The organism is Streptomyces sp. CGMCC 4.7035, assembly GCF_031583065.1.
GTDB lineage: Bacteria > Actinomycetota > Actinomycetes > Streptomycetales > Streptomycetaceae > Streptomyces > Streptomyces yaanensis.
The window spans coordinates 2,966,108-2,983,128 of record NZ_CP134053.1 but is presented as its reverse complement, the minus strand read 5'-3'; the positions used below and the strand labels follow the sequence as shown (position 1 = coordinate 2,983,128).

16 protein-coding genes are annotated in these 17,021 nt (G+C 71.3%); 7 read left to right on the top strand and 9 right to left on the bottom strand.

Annotation, left to right across the window (positions count from 1 at the left end):
* The first annotated feature begins 36 nt into the window (after positions 1 to 36).
* A complete protein-coding gene (gene pssA, locus Q2K21_RS12590) occupies positions 37 to 822 on the top strand; it encodes a CDP-diacylglycerol--serine O-phosphatidyltransferase (protein ID WP_310780898.1) in 786 nt (261 codons plus the stop codon).
* A gap of 118 nt (positions 823 to 940) precedes the next feature.
* Here the strand turns inward: pssA and Q2K21_RS12585 are convergent, their stop codons facing one another.
* Complete coding sequence (locus tag Q2K21_RS12585) at positions 941 to 2,101, bottom strand: glycerate kinase (protein ID WP_310770004.1); 1,161 nt, start codon at positions 2,099 to 2,101, stop codon at positions 941 to 943.
* 146 nt (positions 2,102 to 2,247) lie between these two features.
* On the opposite strand from Q2K21_RS12585, the gene Q2K21_RS12580 reads away from it, so the two are divergent.
* From Q2K21_RS12580 to Q2K21_RS12570, 3 genes are all read left to right on the top strand, one after another.
* Positions 2,248 to 3,318, top strand: a complete 1,071-nt coding sequence (locus Q2K21_RS12580; protein WP_310770001.1) for an ADP-ribosylglycohydrolase family protein — start codon at positions 2,248 to 2,250, stop codon at positions 3,316 to 3,318.
* A 53-nt stretch (positions 3,319 to 3,371) separates the two neighbouring features.
* A complete protein-coding gene (locus tag Q2K21_RS12575; protein WP_310769999.1) occupies positions 3,372 to 3,863 on the top strand; it encodes an NUDIX hydrolase in 492 nt (163 codons plus the stop codon).
* A gap of 201 nt (positions 3,864 to 4,064) precedes the next feature.
* On the top strand, positions 4,065 to 4,451 hold the full coding sequence (locus tag Q2K21_RS12570; protein WP_310769997.1) for a hypothetical protein: 387 nt from the start codon (positions 4,065 to 4,067) through the stop codon (positions 4,449 to 4,451).
* Positions 4,452 to 4,488: 37 nt separating this feature from the next.
* Here Q2K21_RS12570 and Q2K21_RS12565 read toward each other — a convergent pair whose 3' ends face one another.
* Together Q2K21_RS12565 and Q2K21_RS12560 are read right to left on the bottom strand one after the other, a co-directional pair.
* Positions 4,489 to 4,977: a methylated-DNA--[protein]-cysteine S-methyltransferase gene (locus Q2K21_RS12565; protein ID WP_310769995.1), complete on the bottom strand. Its 489-nt coding sequence runs from the start codon at positions 4,975 to 4,977 to the stop codon at positions 4,489 to 4,491.
* A gap of 19 nt (positions 4,978 to 4,996) precedes the next feature.
* A complete protein-coding gene (locus tag Q2K21_RS12560; RefSeq protein ID WP_310769994.1) occupies positions 4,997 to 6,475 on the bottom strand; it encodes an AlkA N-terminal domain-containing protein in 1,479 nt (492 codons plus the stop codon).
* A 154-nt stretch (positions 6,476 to 6,629) separates the two neighbouring features.
* On the opposite strand from Q2K21_RS12560, the gene Q2K21_RS12555 reads away from it, so the two are divergent.
* Positions 6,630 to 7,496 (top strand): methylenetetrahydrofolate reductase, encoded by an 867-nt coding sequence (locus tag Q2K21_RS12555; protein ID WP_310769993.1) that lies wholly within the window; start codon positions 6,630 to 6,632, stop codon positions 7,494 to 7,496.
* A gap of 29 nt (positions 7,497 to 7,525) precedes the next feature.
* On the opposite strand, the gene Q2K21_RS12550 is transcribed toward Q2K21_RS12555, so the two are convergent.
* From Q2K21_RS12550 to Q2K21_RS12530, 5 genes are all read right to left on the bottom strand, one after another.
* Positions 7,526 to 8,035, bottom strand: a complete 510-nt coding sequence (locus tag Q2K21_RS12550) for an O-acetyl-ADP-ribose deacetylase (RefSeq protein WP_310769991.1) — start codon at positions 8,033 to 8,035, stop codon at positions 7,526 to 7,528.
* Positions 8,032 to 9,441: a phytoene desaturase family protein gene (locus tag Q2K21_RS12545; protein WP_310769990.1), complete on the bottom strand. Its 1,410-nt coding sequence runs from the start codon at positions 9,439 to 9,441 to the stop codon at positions 8,032 to 8,034. The genes Q2K21_RS12550 and Q2K21_RS12545 overlap by 4 nt, the downstream gene beginning before the upstream one ends.
* Before the next feature lie 161 nt (positions 9,442 to 9,602).
* Positions 9,603 to 10,448 (bottom strand): inositol monophosphatase family protein, encoded by an 846-nt coding sequence (locus Q2K21_RS12540; RefSeq protein ID WP_310769988.1) that lies wholly within the window; start codon positions 10,446 to 10,448, stop codon positions 9,603 to 9,605.
* A 180-nt stretch (positions 10,449 to 10,628) separates the two neighbouring features.
* A complete protein-coding gene (locus Q2K21_RS12535; protein WP_310769986.1) occupies positions 10,629 to 12,455 on the bottom strand; it encodes a gamma-glutamyltransferase family protein in 1,827 nt (608 codons plus the stop codon).
* Between the two features lie 67 nt (positions 12,456 to 12,522).
* Positions 12,523 to 13,800, bottom strand: a complete 1,278-nt coding sequence (locus Q2K21_RS12530) for a phosphatase PAP2 family protein (RefSeq protein ID WP_310780895.1) — start codon at positions 13,798 to 13,800, stop codon at positions 12,523 to 12,525.
* 313 nt (positions 13,801 to 14,113) lie between these two features.
* Here Q2K21_RS12530 and Q2K21_RS12525 point away from each other — a divergent pair, with 313 nt between their 5' ends.
* Both Q2K21_RS12525 and Q2K21_RS12520 read left to right on the top strand, forming a co-directional pair.
* Positions 14,114 to 14,389: a DUF6480 family protein gene (locus tag Q2K21_RS12525; protein WP_310769983.1), complete on the top strand. Its 276-nt coding sequence runs from the start codon at positions 14,114 to 14,116 to the stop codon at positions 14,387 to 14,389.
* A gap of 234 nt (positions 14,390 to 14,623) precedes the next feature.
* Positions 14,624 to 15,322, top strand: a complete 699-nt coding sequence (locus Q2K21_RS12520) for a hypothetical protein (protein ID WP_310769981.1) — start codon at positions 14,624 to 14,626, stop codon at positions 15,320 to 15,322.
* 45 nt (positions 15,323 to 15,367) lie between these two features.
* Here the strand turns inward: Q2K21_RS12520 and Q2K21_RS12515 are convergent, their stop codons facing one another.
* Positions 15,368 to 16,894, bottom strand: a complete 1,527-nt coding sequence (locus Q2K21_RS12515) for an NCS1 family nucleobase:cation symporter-1 (RefSeq protein ID WP_310769979.1) — start codon at positions 16,892 to 16,894, stop codon at positions 15,368 to 15,370.
* Positions 16,895 to 17,021 lie beyond the last annotated feature (127 nt).

The window sequence follows — 17,021 nt, the reverse complement described above, 5'->3', positions numbered from 1 at the left end:
GTCCCGGAGGCCGACGAGGTGGACGACGAGGAGGAGATGCCTCTCTCGCTCCGCCTCTCAATAGCGGACACGCTCACCCTCGGCAACGCCACGTGCGGCTTCATGGCGGTGTACTTCACCACCACCGGCATCCTGATCCCGCACCTGACGGGCAACGACGAGTCGGCGGGCATGGCCCGGCACAGCGCGGCCACGGCGGTCATCCTGATGCTGTGCGCGGCGGTCTTCGACCTGTTCGACGGCCTGGTCGCCCGTAAGCTCCGCTCCTCCCCGATGGGCGCGGAGCTGGACAACCTCTCCGACCTGATCAGCTTCGGGCTGGCGCCGGCGTACTTCGTGCTGGTGTACGGCATGGTGGCGGACGACGCGCACCAGAGAGTGGCCGCGGTCGGAGCGATCGTGGTGCTGCTGGCGGTGGTGCTTCGGCTCGCGCGGTTCTCGTGCGTGACGGTGAAGGACGGCACGTTCCAGGGCATGCCCTCGCCGTTCGGCGCGCTGACGGTCGTCTCGATCGTGCTGCTGGAGCTGCCGTTCTTCGCCACGCTGCTGGCGATTCTGGGTACGGCGTGGCTGATGGTGAGCCGGGTGGAGTACCCGAAGCCGCGGGGGCGTCTGGCGGTGGCAATGCTGTCGTGGATCGTCCTGTCGATGGGGCTTCTGGCGGCCTGGGCCTTCGACGCCCCGAGCGGCCAGCTGCTCCTCCAGACGGGCTGCGCGCTGCAGCTGGTCATGGGTGCGGTGATTCCGCTGTTCGCGACGGCTCGCCGGGTGAACAACTTCCGTGACAATCGGCGTGAGGCGCGGGCGGCGCAGCTGCCGTAACGGTCGTACGCAATGAAAAGGGCCCCGAACCGGTTCGGTTCGGGGCCCTTTTCATGTTCATGCCCGCGGGCCGCGCGTGTGTTGTTTCGCCCCCGGCGGGGGCGGAAGACCCTCGGGATCAGGCCAGCAGGTCGCGGGCGATCCGTTCCGCCACCCGCTCCAGAATCGGCCCGGCGTCCGCGATGCACTTCGCCACGTCCGGTTCCGCCTCCGTCAGGGGGTACGCCCGGCGCACACCGGCCTTCTCCAGGGCTTGTGCCGTCAGCGCCAGGCGACCGCAGACCGCCACGACCTCCTTGCCGGCCGCACGAGCCGCCGCGGCGACACCCGCCGGTGCCTTCCCATGCAGCGTCTGCTCGTCCAGCGAGCCCTCACCCGTGATCACCAGCGAGGCCCGCTCCAGCGCCGGGGCGAAGCCCAGTACGTCCAGCATGACCTCGATGCCGGGGCGGAAGCGCGCGCCCAGGATCAGTGCGCCGAAGCCGATGCCGCCCGCCGCGCCCGCGCCCGGCGCCGCCGCGTACTCGGCGGCGCGCGCCCCCACGGCCGCCTCCAGGACCTTGGCGTAGTGCGCGAGCGCCGCGTCCAGGGTCTCCACGTCGTCCGGGGAGGCCCCCTTCTGCGGGCCGTAGACCGCGGGCGCGCCCTTCGGGCCGGTCAGCGGGTTGTCGACGTCGCTGGCGAGCACCAGCTCCACCGCGGACACGCGCGCATCGAGGCCGGACAGGTCGACCCGCGCAAGACCGGCGAGGCCGCCACCGCCCGGCGGCACCGGCTCCCCGTCCTCGTCCAGGAACCGGGCGCCCAGCGCCGACAGCATCCCGGCGCCGCCGTCCGTCGTGGCGCTGCCGCCGACCCCGAACACGATCGTCCGCGCTCCCGCGTCCAGCGCGGCCCGCAGCAGCTCCCCGGAGCCGTACGTGGACGCGGTCAGCGGCGCGAAGACACCGGACGGCAGCCGCTGCAGCCCGCTCGCCTCCGCCATCTCCACGACCGCGGTGCCGCCGCGCAGCGCGAACGCCGCCGTCACCTCGTGGCCGAGCGGACCCGCGACCCGCATCTCACGTCGTTCGAACCCGGCCGCGACCGCCGCGGCCACCGTCCCGTCACCGCCGTCGGCGACGGGCAGCGCCTCGACCTCCAGGCCCGGCACGACTCTGCGCAGGCCCGTCGTCACCCGCTCCGCGACCTGTACGGCCGTCAGCGACCCCTTGAACTTGTCCGCGGCGATGAGCACCCGCCGTGCCGTTCGAGTGTCGTTCCCTGCAGCGTCCGCCACCTGCACTCCCCTTGCCTTCCAAGCCCCGCGCACGTCAAGGCAGTCGCGCCGCTGCGACCTTAGCCAACGCACGTCCCCGCCGTCATGCCCCGTCCGGCCCACGCAACACCGCGCGACCACCCGCGGAATCGGGTAGACCTTCAGCTATGACCCCTGTGGGCACCGAGCTCGCCGACCGCGTCCTCGGGGGCTGGCTGGGCCGGATCGCGGGCAACATGCTCGGCAAGCCGGTCGAGCAGGGCGATCTGTGGACGCGGGAGCGCATCGACCGCTATCTGCGGCAGGCCTCGGCCCTGCCGCTCACCGACTACCTGCCCGAGCCTGCCACCGAGAGCGACGGCGCCGAGCTGCGCCCCGAATGGCGCGAGTGCGTTCGCGGCCGCATCCACGGCAGCTGCCGGGACGACGACGTCGACTACGCGATCCTCGGCCTCGCCCTGCTGGAGGCGCACGGTTTCGACTTCAGCACCGAGCAGGTCGGCGACCTGTGGCTGCTGCGGCTGCCGTATCTGCAGACGTTCACGGCCGAGCGGGCCGCGTACCGCAATCTGGCCAACGGCCTCAAGCCGACGCTGACCGCCACGTACGACAATCCGTACCAGGAGTGGATCGGCGCCCTCATCCGCGCCGACATCTACGGCTGGACCTGCCCGGGGGTCCCGCTCCGCGCCGCCTCGCTGGCCCGCCGGGACGCGGTCCTGTCGCACACCGGGAACGGGGTGTACGGCGCGATGTGGTCGGCCGCGCTGATCTCGGCGGCGTTCACCGCCCCCACGGTCCGGCACGCCCTGGACACGGCGCTGACGGTGATCCCCGCGAGCAGTCGGCTGGCCCGCACCGTACGCCGGGTGATCTCGCTCCATGAGACCCGGCTGAGCTGGGAGGAGACTCTCGACACGGTGTCCGAGGAGACGGCCGGGCTCGGCTGGATCCACACCGTCCCGAACGTCGCGGTCCTCACCGCCGGGCTTCTGTACGGCGACGGCGACTTCACCCGTACGATCACCCTGACCGTCCGCGGCGGCCTGGACACCGACTCCAACGGCGCGACCGCGGGCTCGGTCGCGGGCGTCCTCACGGGGGCGGAGGCGATCCCCGCGCAGTGGAAGGACCCCCTGGAGGACACGGTCCGCAGCGCCGTGTTCGGCTTCGACGGCATCCGCATCAGCGAGCTGGCGGAGCGGACGGTGCGGCTGGCGGAGGCCGGAGCCGAGTGAGCCGCGTGCGGCTCGGGCCCATGGGGCCGGCGCCCCGTCGCTACCCTTCCTCAATGACCACTGAGGACTTCGCCACGTACATCGCCTCCCTCCCCCGCGTCCTCGCCGGTGCCGCGGTCCTCTTCCGTGACGCCGAGGGCCGGGTGCTGCTCGTCGAGCCCAACTACCGTGACGGGTGGGCGCTTCCGGGCGGCACGATCGAGTCGGACACCGGGGAGACGCCCCGGCAGGGCGCCCGGCGGGAGACCGCGGAGGAGATCGGGCTCGATGTCGAGCTCGGGCGGCTGCTCGCGGTGGACTGGGTGCACGGGACGGCGCGGCCGCCGCTGGTGGCGTATCTGTACGACGGCGGAATCCTCGGTGAGGAGGACCTCAAGGCGATCCGTCTCCAGGAGGAGGAGCTGCTGTCCTGGCGGCTCGTGCCGCGCGAGGAGCTCACCGACCACCTGCCGGGCGCACTGGGCCGCCGTGTCGTGGCCGCGCTCGACGTCCTGACGGAGGGCTCGGGGACGGTGGAGCTGGAGAACGGCCACCGGGTCGGCTGACCCGGGGGCCCGGTACCTACCGGGCCGAACCGACACGTTCAGACGTGCACGCTCACTGTGAGCGACCGCCACCCGCGGGAGACTCACCCATTCGGGCTAATCGGCATCGCGGCGCACAGGGCGCCTCCCTACGGTCGGAGGAGGCGCGCCGTGGTCATCCGTTCGGGTGGCAGGCGCAGGCCGCGTCCGAGGGAGGTCACCATGCGACTCACCGTGGTACCCGCCGTCGTCGTCGCCGGATGCGTCGCTCTGGGGTGGTCGGCCCCTGTCGCGACGGCCGTCGATGACACCGATCTCATCGGCACTGTCAGCCCCAGTACCGCACGGCTGGGCGAAACCGTCCGCCTGACCCTGCGGAACTGCGGCAATCCGAGCGAGGGCGGGCTCGCCGAGGGCTCGCTCGTCGGGGGTGAGAGCACGGCCAGATCCCCCATCGGGATCACCAACCTCGAAGCCGACGCCAGTGGAGCGCTCGTCGGCACGGCCACCATCGTCAATGCCAAGCCCGGGGAGAGAGGGACCGTCTTCCTCGCCTGCTCCTCGGACATGACCAAGGTCGCCGAGGTCACCGTCACCATAGCGCCCTGACCGGTCCGCTCTCGGGGTACGGCCGGCCGCCGGGCGGTCAGAACAGTGCCGTGCCGCCCTCGAAGTCCAGCAGGCGCTTCTTGCGGTCCAGGCCGCCGCCGTATCCCGTCAGACCGCCGTTCGCGCCGACGACGCGGTGGCAGGGCACGATGATGCCGATGGGGTTCTTGCCGTTGGCGAGTCCGACCGCGCGCGAGGCGCCCGGATTGCCGAGGGCGTCGGCCAGTTCGCCGTACGAGCGGGTCTCACCGTAGGGGATCAGGCGCAGCTGTTCCCAGACACTGCGCTGGAACGGCGTGCCGTCCAGGCGCAGTTCGACGGTGAACTCCTTCAACTCTCCGGTGAAATATGCCTCCAGCTGGTCGGCCGCCTCACCGAAGGGCCTGTCGTCGCGCTCGCCGAAGGTCTCCTCGGGCGGGCGGTGGCGCTGGCCGGTCATGTACAGGCCGGACAGGACGCCGTCCGTGGCGACGAGGGTCAGGGGGCCGTAGGGGCTGTCGAGCACGGTGTGCTGTTTCGCTGTCATGGGACGTCCTTGTACGGGGTCATACGGGCAGGAAGTTGATCGGGTGGCTGTCGGTCGCCCACAGGTACTGGACGGCGTACGCCCGCCACGGCCGCCAGGCCGCCGCGCGTGCGGTGAGCGCGGCGGGGGTGGACGGCAGGCCCAGTTCCTGTGCGGCGCGCCGGATACCGAGGTCGGTCGGCAGGAACGCGTCGGGGTCGCCGAGGGCGCGCATCGCGATCACGTCGACCGTCCAGGGGCCGAAGCCGGGCAGTGAGAGCAGCCGGGCGCGGCTCTCCTCCCAGTCGCTCTCGACACCCAAGTGAAGTTCACCCTCGGCGAGTTGGCGGACGAGGGTGGTGAACGTGGTACGACGGGTGCGGGGCATCGCGAGTGACTCGGGATCGAGGGCGGCGAGCGCCTCGGGCGCCGGGAAGAGATGGGTGAGGCCGCCCTCGGGATCCTCGACCGGTACGCCGTGCGCGGTGACCAGGCGAGCCGCGTGGGTGCGGGCGGCGGCCGTGGAGACCTGCTGGCCCAGGACGGCCCGTACGGCGAACTCGGCCTCGTCGACGGTGCGCGGCACCCGGCGGCCGGGGGCCTTGTCGACCAGCGGTGCCAGCAGCGGATCGGTGCGCAACAGGTCGTCGATGGCGACCGGGTCGGCGTCCAGGTCGAGCATGCGGCGGCAGCGGCTGATGGCGACGGGCAGGTCGCGCAGGTCGCTGAGGGTGAGGCGGCATCCGATGTGGTCGGGCTGCGGGGTCAGGGCCACGATCCCGTGGCCGTAGGGCAGGCGGAGCGTGCGCCGGTACGCGCCGTCGAGCCACTCCTCCACGCCGGGGACGGCGGTCGCGGCCAGGTGCCCGAAGAGGTTGTCGGGGTTGAGCGGGGCGCGGAACGGCAGCCGCAGGCTCAGAACGCCAGGGGCGATCACCGTGTGCTTCGGGATGCGGCCGCGCAGCTCGCTCGGGGAGAGCGCGAAGACCTCGCGGACGGTGTCGTTGAAGGTGCGGATCGAGGAGAAGCCGGCCGCGAAGGCAATGTCCGCCATCGGCAGCGCGGTCGTCTCGATGAGCAGCCGGGCGGTCTGGGCACGCTGGGCCCGGGCGAGCGCGAGGGGGCCGGCGCCGAGTTCGGCGAGGAGCTGGCGCTCGATCTGGCGGGTGCTGTAGCCGAGGCGGGCGGCGAGGCCGGGCACGCCCTCGCGGTCGACGACGCCGTCGGCGATCAGCCGCATGGCACGGGCGACGAGGTCGGCGCGCTGGTTCCACTCGGGCGAGCCGGGGCTGGTGTCCGGGCGGCATCGCTTGCAGGCCCGGAATCCGGCCTGCTGGCAGGCGGCCGCGCTCGGGTAGAACGTCATGTTCTCCGGCTTCGGCGGCACGGCCGGGCAACTGGGCCGGCAGTAGATCCGTGTGGTCAGGACGGCCGTGAAAACCCAGCCGTCGAAGCGCGCGTCCTTCGACTGGACCGCGCGTACGCAGCGCTCCTTGTCGGTGTGCATCCCGTTCCGCATGTCTCCAGCATCGGGCACGGGCCGGGGCCGGGCTGGCGGGAATCCGACATGTACGTGGACCGACCTGCCCTTACCCCGATCGCTGTGGACTCAGTAGCGCTGATACCGTCCCTCACCAGATCGATTCGGTACAACCAGCGGGAGAACGCGCACGATGGACTCCGTCTCCACCCTTGCGGGCACGGACACCGCTTCCCTGCTGGACGACTTCTCCCTGGAGATGACGGGCAAGGACGTCGCGAAGCTGGAGGACGCGCGCGCCACGATTCCGCCCGGTACCCGGATCAACGTCACCTTCCTCGGCAACGAGGACCTGCGGATGCGGCGGGAGGCCGCGCGGGCGGTAAAGCGGCTCGGGTTCGTGCCCGTACCGCACATATCGGCCCGCCGCCTCACCTCGCAGGCGGAACTGGGGGAGTTCCTGGCCGCGCTCCGCGAGGACGGCACCGCCGACAACGTGTTCGTCGTCGGCGGCGATCCCGCCAGGCCGCAGGGTCCGTACGACGACTCCCTGGCCGTGATCCGGTCCGGGCTGCTCCAGAAGTACGACGTACGAAGCGTCGGCGTGAGCGGCTACCCCGAAGGCCACCCCGCCATCGCCGAGCAAGTGCTGTGGTCGGTGATCGAGGACAAGGCGGCCGTCCTGCGCGCGCAGGACCTGCCCGGCAGCGTCATCACGCAGTTCGGCTTCGACGTCGACCCCGTGCTCGGCTGGGTCGAGGCCGTGCGGAACCGGGGCATCCGGCTGCCGATACGGATCGGGGTGCCCGGGCCTGCCGGGGTGCGGCGGCTGATGAGCTATGCCGCGCGATTCGGGGTGGGCACGAGCGCGGGCATCGCGAAGAAGTACGGCTTCTCCCTGACGAACCTGATGGGGACGGCCGGCCCCGACCGGTTCATCCGGGCGCTGGCCCACCACTACGACGCCCGGCGTCACGGTGAACTCAAGCTGCACTTCTACACGTTCGGGGGGCTCGGCGCCACATCCGAGTGGATCGCCGAGTTCCGCGAGGAGGCCTGACGTGACGTGGCAGAGCGGCTCGACCCGTGTCAGCCGACCTGCTCGGCGAACGCCTCGTACGCCCGCTCGTCGAAGAGGACGAACCTGACCTCCTCGACGGCCGTCTCCGTGCCCCGGACCGCCTCCACCGCGATCCGGGCGGCGTCCTGCATCGGCCACCGGTACACGCCGGTGGAGACGGCGGGGAACGCGACGGTACGGGCGCCGAGTTCGTCGGCGACGCGCAGGGACTCTCGGTAGCAGGACGCCAGCAGCTCCGAGCGGTCCTCGGTGGCCGACCAGACCGGGCCCACCGTGTGGATCACCCACCGCGCGTCCAGTTCGCCCGCCGTGGTGGCGACCGCCTGGCCCGTGGGCAGGCCCTTGCCGTAGTAGGACGCGCGGAGTTCGCGGCACTCCTGAAGGATCGCGGGGCCGCCGCGTCGGTGGATCGCGCCGTCCACGCCTCCCCCGCCGAGCAGCGAGGAGTTGGCCGCGTTGACGATCGCGTCGGCGCTCTGCCGGGTGATGTCGCCCTGGACCAGCGTGATGGTGGTCATGTCTGCCTCAGTCTCCGCCAGACGGCCTTCGCCGCGTTGTGCCCCGACATGCCGTGCACGCCGGGGCCCGGCGGGGTGGCCGACGAGCAGATGAAGACGGCGGGGTGCGGTGTGCTGTACGGGAAGAGGGACAGCTTGGGGCGCAGCAGCAGCTGCAGCCCGGACGCCGCGCCTGAGGCGATGTCGCCGCCGACGTAATTGGCGTTGCGGGAGGCGAGTTCGGCCGGGCCGGCGGTGGCGCGGGCCAGGACGCGGTCGCGGAAGCCCGGTGCGAAGCGCTCCATTTGGCGTTCTATGGCGTCGGTGAGGTCTCCGGTCCAGCCGTTCGGCACATGGCCGTACGCCCAGAAGACCTGCTTGCCGGCCGGGGCCCGGCTGGGGTCGACGATGCTGGGCTGCACGGTGATGAGGAACGGTGTGTCGGGCGCGCGGCCCTCGCGGGAGGCGGCGCGCAGGGCCGTGCCGATCTCCGCGCTGGTCGGCCCGATCTGCACGGTGCCGGCGACGCGCGGCTCCTTCGCCGTCCAGGGCACCGGGCCGTCCAGCGCGTAGTCCACCTTGAAGACGGCGGCTCCGTACCGGTACCCGTCGTAGTACCTGCCGAGGCCCGCGATCCGGGCCAGGGCGGTGGGCGAGGTGTCGAACACGTACGCGCGCGCCGGGGGCAGGTCGTCGAGGCGCTTGACCTCGTAGTCGGTGTGGACGGCGCCGCCGAGGTCCTTGAGGTAAGCGGCGAGGGCGTCGGAGATGGCCTGGGAGCCGCCACGGGCCACCGGCCAGCCCCGGGCGTGCGCGGCCAGCGCGAAGACCAGGCCGACCGCACCGGTGGCGAAGCCGCCCAGCGGGGCGATCACATGCGCGACGAGCCCGGCGAACAGCGCCTTCGCCCGCTCGTCGTGGAAGCGTCGCATCAGCCAGGTCGACGGGGGCAGCCCGGTGAGACCGAACCGGGCGAGCGTGACCGGGTCGCGGGGCAGCGCGGTCAGGGGCAGCGACATGAAGTCGCGGACCAGCGTGTCCCAGCGGCTGAGGAAGGGCTCGACCAGCCGGCGGTACGGCCCCGCGTCCCGCGGTCCGAACGAGGCGGCCGTCTCGGCCACCGACCGGGCCAGCACCGCCGCCGTGCCGTCCGGGAAGGGGTGTGCCATCGGCAACTCGGCGTGCAGCCACTCCAGGCCGTAGCGCTCCAGGGGCAGGGCCCGGAAGGCGGGCGAGTTGATGCCGAGGGGGTGCGCCGCCGAGCACGGGTCGTGCCGGAAGCCCGGCAGCGTCAGCTCCTCCGTGCGTGCGCCTCCGCCGACGGTGTCGCGCGCCTCGAAGACGGCCACGGAGAAGCCGCGACGGGCCAGTTCCACGGCAGCCGTCAGCCCGTTGGGCCCCGCCCCCACCACGACCGCATCGAGCATCGACGGCACCTTCGGACTCCTTCGTCAGCCGACGGCCACTGGGGATCAGGATATGCCGCGGGACCGACACCCTCGGGCACGGGGGGACGCCCGTGGGTGAGGCGAAGATTCCGTTTTTCGGGTTGGAGCAGGACGGGGCCGGCGCGTCGCGGTGGGGCGGTTCAGGCCTCGCCCGAGAGCAGCTTCACCACCCAGCGGGCCGTGGCCCCGTCCCGGGCCGCGGTGAACGGCAGGGCGTTGCCTCCGGTGATGCGGAACGGTTCGCCCATCAGGGTGAGGTGCGCGCCGCCCGCCTCCTCGACCAGGAGGAGACCCGCCGCGTGGTCCCAGGCAGCCTCCCACGAGAAGGCCGTGGCATCGAGCTTGCCCTGCGCTATGCGCAGGTACTCCAGCCCCGCCGAGCCGCACGGTCGCGCGTGGACGCCCTCCGTGTACAGGCCGAGGAGCGCGCGCTTCTGCTCGTCCGTCGTGTAGTCCGGGTGGGACGTGGCCACCTCCAGGTCGCGGCCGGGCGCGGGCGAGCCGGAGCGCAGGCGCTCGCCGTCGAGGAACGCGCCCCCGCCGCGTATCGCCGTGGCCAGCTGGTCGTGGGCCGGTGCGTATGTCCACGAGGCGCGCACGACACCGCCTTGGGCGAGCGCGACCAGCGTGCAGAAGCCGGGGTCGCCGTGCACGAACTGGCGGGTGCCGTCGACCGGGTCGATGATCCAGACCGGGTCCTCGCCGCGCACCGCCTCGTACGTCGCCGGGTTGGCGTCGACCGCCTCCTCGCCCACCACGACCGAGCCGGGCAGCAGCTTGGCGAGCACCTCGCTCAGGTAGGCCTCGGCGTTGCGGTCGGCGTCCGTGACCAGGTCGTGCGGGCCGCTCTTCTCGTCGATCTCGTGCGCGGCGAGCCGGCGGAAGCGCGGCATGATCTCGGTCGCGGCCGCCGTGCGCAGGGCCTGCTCGACGTCGGACATGCCGTGGGCGAGAAACTCGTCGATGGTTTCACTCTCTACGATCATGAGTGCATCAGAGCATGCGCCACTGACAACCCTCGCCGGGCCGGTGGACTCCGGGTGGAATCGGCATGAATACCCGGCTTTGCGACTGACATGAATACCCGGCTTGCGACTGAGCGGCCTTGGCGAAGTCGGCTGCGGTTCGGCTCGCCCCGGCCCATCGCGGCACTTCCCACGGGACGCTCAGCGTCCGACCGCGTAGCCCTGCATCCCCCGCGGATTCGCCGCCGCCGAGAGCACGCCCGTCTCCGGGTCCCGGGCGACCGCGCAGAGCCGCCCCTCCGACCAGGCCTCGCCGACCGTGATGTCGTGGCCGCGCCGGCGCAGCTCCTCGACGACCGCGGGGTCCGTGCGGGACTCGACGGTGACGCTGCCGGGGCGCATGCCGCGCGGGTAGAACGAGCCCGGGAAGCTGTCGTTGTGCCAGTTCGGGGCGTCGATCGCGCCCTGGAGGTCGAGGCCGCCGCGGACCGGCGGGCGCAGGGCTGCCGCCAGGAAGAAGTGCAGTTGCCACTGGTCCTGCTGGTCGCCGCCGGGCGTGCCGAACGCCAGCACCGGCACGCCGTCGCGCAGCGCGATCGAGGGGGTGAGGGTGGTGCGGGGGCGGCGGCCCGGGGTGAGGGAGTTCGGCAGGCCCTCGTCGAGCCAGGTCATCTGGAGCCGGGTGCCGAGCGGGAAGCCCAGCTCGGGCACGACCGGGTTGGACTGAAGCCAGCCGCCGCTCGGCGTGGCCGCGACCATGTTGCCCCAGCGGTCGACGACGTCGAGGTGGCAGGTGTCGCCGCGGGTGGTGCCGTCGGCGGCGACGTCCGGTTCACCGGGCACCGGGGACGCCGGGCTCTTCGCGACGGTCGGTTCGCCGACGCCCATGGGGCTGAAGCCGGGCTCGTCGGCGGCCACCACGCGCGCGTACTCACTCATCCGCGGAACGCGGCCTCCTGGGGCGCCGGGGCGCAGCTCGTACGACGCCTTGTGGCCGATCAGGGCGCGCCGTTCGGCGTTGTACGCGTCCGAGAGCAGCTCGTCGAGCGGCACCTCGGCCGCGTCGCCGTACCAGGCCTCGCGGTCGGCCATGGCAAGTTTGCAGCCCTCGATCAGCAGGTGGACGTAGTCGGCGGACCCGTACCGGGGCAGCTCGGGCGGGAGCAGGGCGAGCTGCTGGAGCAGGACCGGGCCCTGGCTCCACGGGCCCGCCTTGCACACGGTCCAGCCGTTCCAGTCATAGGTCGCCGGGGTCTCGTAGCCGGCGGACCAGGAGGCCAGGTCGGCGGCCGTCAGCGTGCCGCTGTGCCGCGCGCCGCTGGTGTCCATGGTGGGCCGCCGCGCCTGACGCACCAGGGCCTCGGCGATGAATCCGGACCGCCACACCTGACGGGCCGCCTCGATCCGCGCCTCCCGGTCCCCCGCACCGGCCACCTCGGCGAGCAGCCGCTTCCAGGTGGCGGCCAGCGCGGGGTTGCGCAGCAGCGCGCCGGGCCGTGGCGCCTTCCCGCCCGGCAGGTACACGGCGGCCGAGGAGGTCCACTCGGTCTGGAACAACTCGCGCACGCTCTCGACGGTCCGGCCGACGTTCTCCACGGGCGCGTGCCCGTGCTCCGCGTAGCCGATGGCGTACTTGAGGACGTCATCGAGGGACTTCGTCCCGTGGTCGCGCAGCAGGAGCATCCAGGCGTCGAACGCACCAGGGACGGCCGCGGCGAGCGGCCCGGTGCCGGGTACGAGATCCAGACCGAGTCCCCTGTAGTGGGCGATCGTGGCTCCCTGGGGTGCGACGCCCTGCCCGCACAGCACCCGTACCTCGCCGTCCGCCGGGGCGAGGAGGATCGGGACCTCACCGGCGGGCCCGTTCAGATGCGGCTCGACGACGTGCAGGACGAACGCTCCGGCCACGGCCGCGTCGAACGCGTTGCCGCCGTCCTCCAGGACGGCCATCGCGGACTGGGAGGCCAGCCAGTGCGTGGACGACACCATGCCGAAGGTGCCCTGGAGGGTGGGTCGGGTGGTGAACATACGGCCTCTCATCTCACTGGTTTCCGCGTCTCGGCCGGTCCGTTACGACGCCGTGGAGAACGCCTGCTCAAACCGGTTCGGGCAGCGGTTCCGGTTGCCGCGCCGGTACGGCCTTCGGTTCCCACTGTCTGGTGGTCCGTACGTAGCCGTAGACCACTGAGGTCATCGCGAGAATGAGAAGTGGTCCGAACACCCACGGATGTTCGGCCATCTCCATCGGCAGATAGCGATACGACACCACGAGCGCGGTGAAAACCGTTGCGCCGTAGGCGACCAGCTGTATTCCTGACCGATCCCAGCCGCGGTCGAGCGAGCGCATACCTGCCTCGATCGTGAGCGAGAACACCACGCCGGCAACGAGATCCACGCCGTAGTGGTAGCCGAAGCCCAGCGTCGCGCAGAGCGTGGCAATCAGCCAGAACGTCCCCGCGAATCGCAGAATCCGCGGGCCCTTGCGGGAATGAATGAAGATCGCGGTGGCCCACGCCGTGTGCAGGCTGGGCATGCAGTTGCGAGGAGTGATCCCGTCGTACGGCACCGGGTGCGGGGTATGGAGCGGCGGCGGCGTGTGGGGCCACAGGTTGGCCACCGCCCAGTGCACGCCGCCGGTGCCGGAGGCGCCCGGTCCGTAGGCGAAGACCGGTCCGACCACCGGGAAGATCATGTAGATGCCCGGCCCGAGGAGGCCGATCACCAGGAAGGTGCGCACCAGATGATGGCGCGGGAACCGGCGCTCGACCGCCACGTTACGCAGCTGGTACAGCGCGACGACGATCGCGGCCACCGCAAGCTGGGCGTAGACCCAGCCGAGAAGATGGGTGCCGATCGGGCCGGTGGCCCCGACGATCCGGCCCATCAGCCACGACGGGTTGCCCAGCGCGTGATCGGCGGTTGCCACGTACGGGTCGAGCACCGCCGGGCGGGTCTTCGCCGTGATGAGCAGCCAGGTATCGCCGGTCTTCCGGGCGGCCACCAGCAGCAGGCCCAGCCCGACGCCCTTCAACAGCAGGACACGCTCCCCGCCGGTGCGTCGCGTGACAGCGATGACCCCATAGCCCAACATCACCCACAACGCGCCGTTTCCAAAGAAATGTCCGTCGGCCACCTGGGCGTCGACCGCCCACCGCACCAGCACGAAGACGACGTCGATGCCGATCGCGGCACCAGCCGCGATGAACCGTTGCCGCCAGGGGAGCACCACCGTCATCAACGCCAGGCCCCCGTAAAGCGGCCCCGGTTTGGGGGCGAATATCACCTCTTTCGCCTGATTGGTCATCGGCCCCGGCACCCCGCAGTAGCGGCGCGCGGCGATCTCCAGCGTGATGAGGAATCCGAGGGTCGCCATACCCGCCATGGCCCACAGGATCGCCCGTGGTCGACGCCACGCGGCGGACTTAATTCTGCGGTTTATTCGCGAAAACGCCCGCGTCACTATAGGTATCAATTATTTTGACCGATTTGTCTGGATGTCAGGTTGAAGAGGTTTACGCTTCGCGCCGGATAACGTGGCTTTCCTGTAAAGGTCGGACGATGAGGGTGATCGTACGCGTGACACGGCCGGCCGGGGCAGGGGCCGGGACCTTCATCACCCGTCGCCCGCGTGACGGCCGACCGCGGGGGTACTCGGCAGTCATCAACCAGATGATCCGGGGGCGGTCATGAACCAGATGAACCGGGACAGCGGAGCAGGCGGCGCGCGGGGCCGTCAGTACGGCGCTGCCGACCCCGAGCCGTCGCAGACGCCCAGGGTGGAGCCGGGCGGGGTGCCTCCGGGCGAGACCCCACCGGGCGAGGGCAGCATTTCGGAGGCCACCCACCGGGACGACTACGACCGGACGCGGGGCTGGGCCAAGGGACCACTGATCGTGATCCTCGTGCTGGTGGTGCTGGTGGCCGGATTCTTCCTCGCGTATGCGATATCGCTGATGGTGTGAGCGCGTCATGCCGGGGCGTGACCGTCACGGCGGTCACGCCCTGTACATGGCGGGGCACTCGTCCCGTCTGACCCGATTGTCCCTTTCTCTCCGTCAACAACCCGGCGTACAGGCGAAAAGGGGCACACGGGAACGCTCCAGGCTTGCCCTTCCGCATCACAGGGAGTCATGTGAGACTGGCGTCCCGTCCGCAGTGTGGACTCCCTCCGCACCGTCCCCCACGAGAAGTGCGCTGTGCAGTCTCTACCTCTGCCGCTCGCCCTGACCGCGCGCATGCTGCCGGTCGCCGTGCTCGCCGCGGCGGGCTGGGCCCTGTCGTCCGGGCCGCTGGCCGCGGCCCCGGCCACCGACCGCGAGTCGGCGCAGGGAAGCGGGAGCACCCAGGGTTCCCCGAACACCCCGAGCGACGGATCCTCCTCCGCACCCGAGGCGTCGGCCGGGCCCAAGGCGTACACCACCGCCCCCGCACCGTGCGGCAGCATGTCCGCGACGACGATCAAGTCACTCGTTCCGAACGCCAAGACCGCCGGCAAGGAGATCCCGTCGACGGACGCGTCCCTCAGGCGCACCTGCTCCTGGAACGCGCTCAAGGACTACGACTACCGATGGCTCGACGTGTCCTTCGAGATCCTCGACTCGGACACGGCGGCGCAGAAGTCCTACCAGGAGCGCACGGCGCAGAAGAGCGGCGGAGGAGCGGTCCCGGGTCTCGGCGACACCGCCTACTCCGTCGTCAACCTCACCACCGAGGACAAGCAGCAGACCCGCGAGGGAGTGGTGGTGGCCCGCGTGTCCAACGCGCTGGTGGTCGTCACGTACAACGGCAGTGACTTCGAGACGAAGAAGGCACCCGGTACGGACGAGATCAACAAGGGCGCCATCAAGGCCGCGAAGGACGCGGTGGCGGCGCTCAAGGGCGGTCGGACGAGCTGAAGGACGGTCAGACGAACTGACCGTCCTTCGTGCGCGGTGGGGCGGTCAGGCCGTGGCCTTCTCCCGGCCGCGCGGCAGCATCAGCACCACGTACAGCACCATCGACGTGCCCAGGCCCACCGCCCAGCCGTAGTCGGCGAGCGACGACAGGGCCGGGATCGGACGGCCGTCGATCAGCGGATGGAAGTCCGCGCCGCCGACCGCCAGGACCCCGCCGGCCACGAAGGCGACCACGGCCCGCCAGTTCCAGCCACCCTCGTACCAGTAGCGGCCACCCGAGCGGTAGAGGTCGACGAGGTCGAGGGAGCCCCGGCGCAGGATCCAGTAGTCGGCGATGAGGATGCCGGCCACCGTGCCGAGCAGACCACCGACCAGGCCGAGCCAGGTGAAGATGTAGCCCTGCGGGTCGGAGTACAGCTTCCAGGGGAAGATCAGCACGCCGAGCACGCAGGTGGCGAGGGCACCGGTGCGGAAACTGATCTTCCGGGGCGCGATGTTGGAGAAGTCGAAGGCCGGCGAGACCAGGTTGGCCGCGATGTTCACGGACAGGGTCGCCACCAGCACGGTGACCAGCGCGTAGAGCAGACCGACCACGTTGTCCGTCTTCGCGGCCAGCTGCACCGGGTCCCAGACCGGCTCGCCGTACACGGCCTGCGAGCCGGAGGTGACCAGCACGGACAGGAACGCGAAGAGGGTCATGGTCGTCGGCAGGCCCAGCGCCTGGCCCCATGTCTGGGCCTTCTGGCTCCTGCCGTAGCGGGTGAAGTCCGGGATGTTGAGCGACAGCGTCGACCAGAAGCCGATCATGCCCATGAGGGAGGGCCAGAAAAGCTTCCAGAAGTCCCCGCCCCAGCCGAGCTTGGACGGCTGGTCGAACAGCGGACCGAGACCACCGGCCTTGCTGCTCATCCACCAGAGCATCACGAACGCGCCGACGAGCACGAAGGGCGCCGCCCAGTTCTCGAAGCGGCGGATGGTCTCCATGCCGCGGTAGATGATGGCGACCTGGATCACCCAGAAGATCGCGAAGGACAGCCACATCGTCCAGGCATAGCCGCCCACCTTGGACGCGCTCGCCCAGCTGTCGCCGATGAGCTTGCCGGCGAGGAAGTAGATCGCCTCACCGCCGATCCACGTCTGGATGCCGAACCAGCCGCACGCCACCAGCGCCCGTACGACGGCCGGGAGGTTGGCCCCGCGCACACCGAAGGAGGCTCGGGCGAAGACCGGGAAGGGGATGCCGTACTTGGGTCCCGCGTGGCCGGTGAGCAGCATCGGGATCAGCACGATCACATTGGCCAGGGCGATGGTGAACACCGCCTGCTTCCAGTCCATGCCGACGGCGATCAGACCGGAGGCCAGGGTCCAGGAGGCCGTGTTGTGGGCCATGCCGACCCACAGCGCGGAGAAGTTGTACGTGGTCCAGGTGCGCTTCTCCACGGGGACCGGCAGCAGGTCCTCGTTGGCGTACGGACCGCTCGGCGGCGGGGAACCCGGGGCGATCTCCACGCGCCCGTCGGGGAGGGTCACTTGGGCGGACGGCGGTATGGCCGTGGGAGCGGTGTCGGTCATGGGCAGGCCAATCAGGAGGCGGGACGGGAAAGGCCGTGCGGGTGGCGGTGCCAATGGGGGGTGCGCGGTGAGCGCCCTGGCCCCCTTCCCGGGGGAGCGGGAAGGGGACGAACGGGGAGGAGGGTCG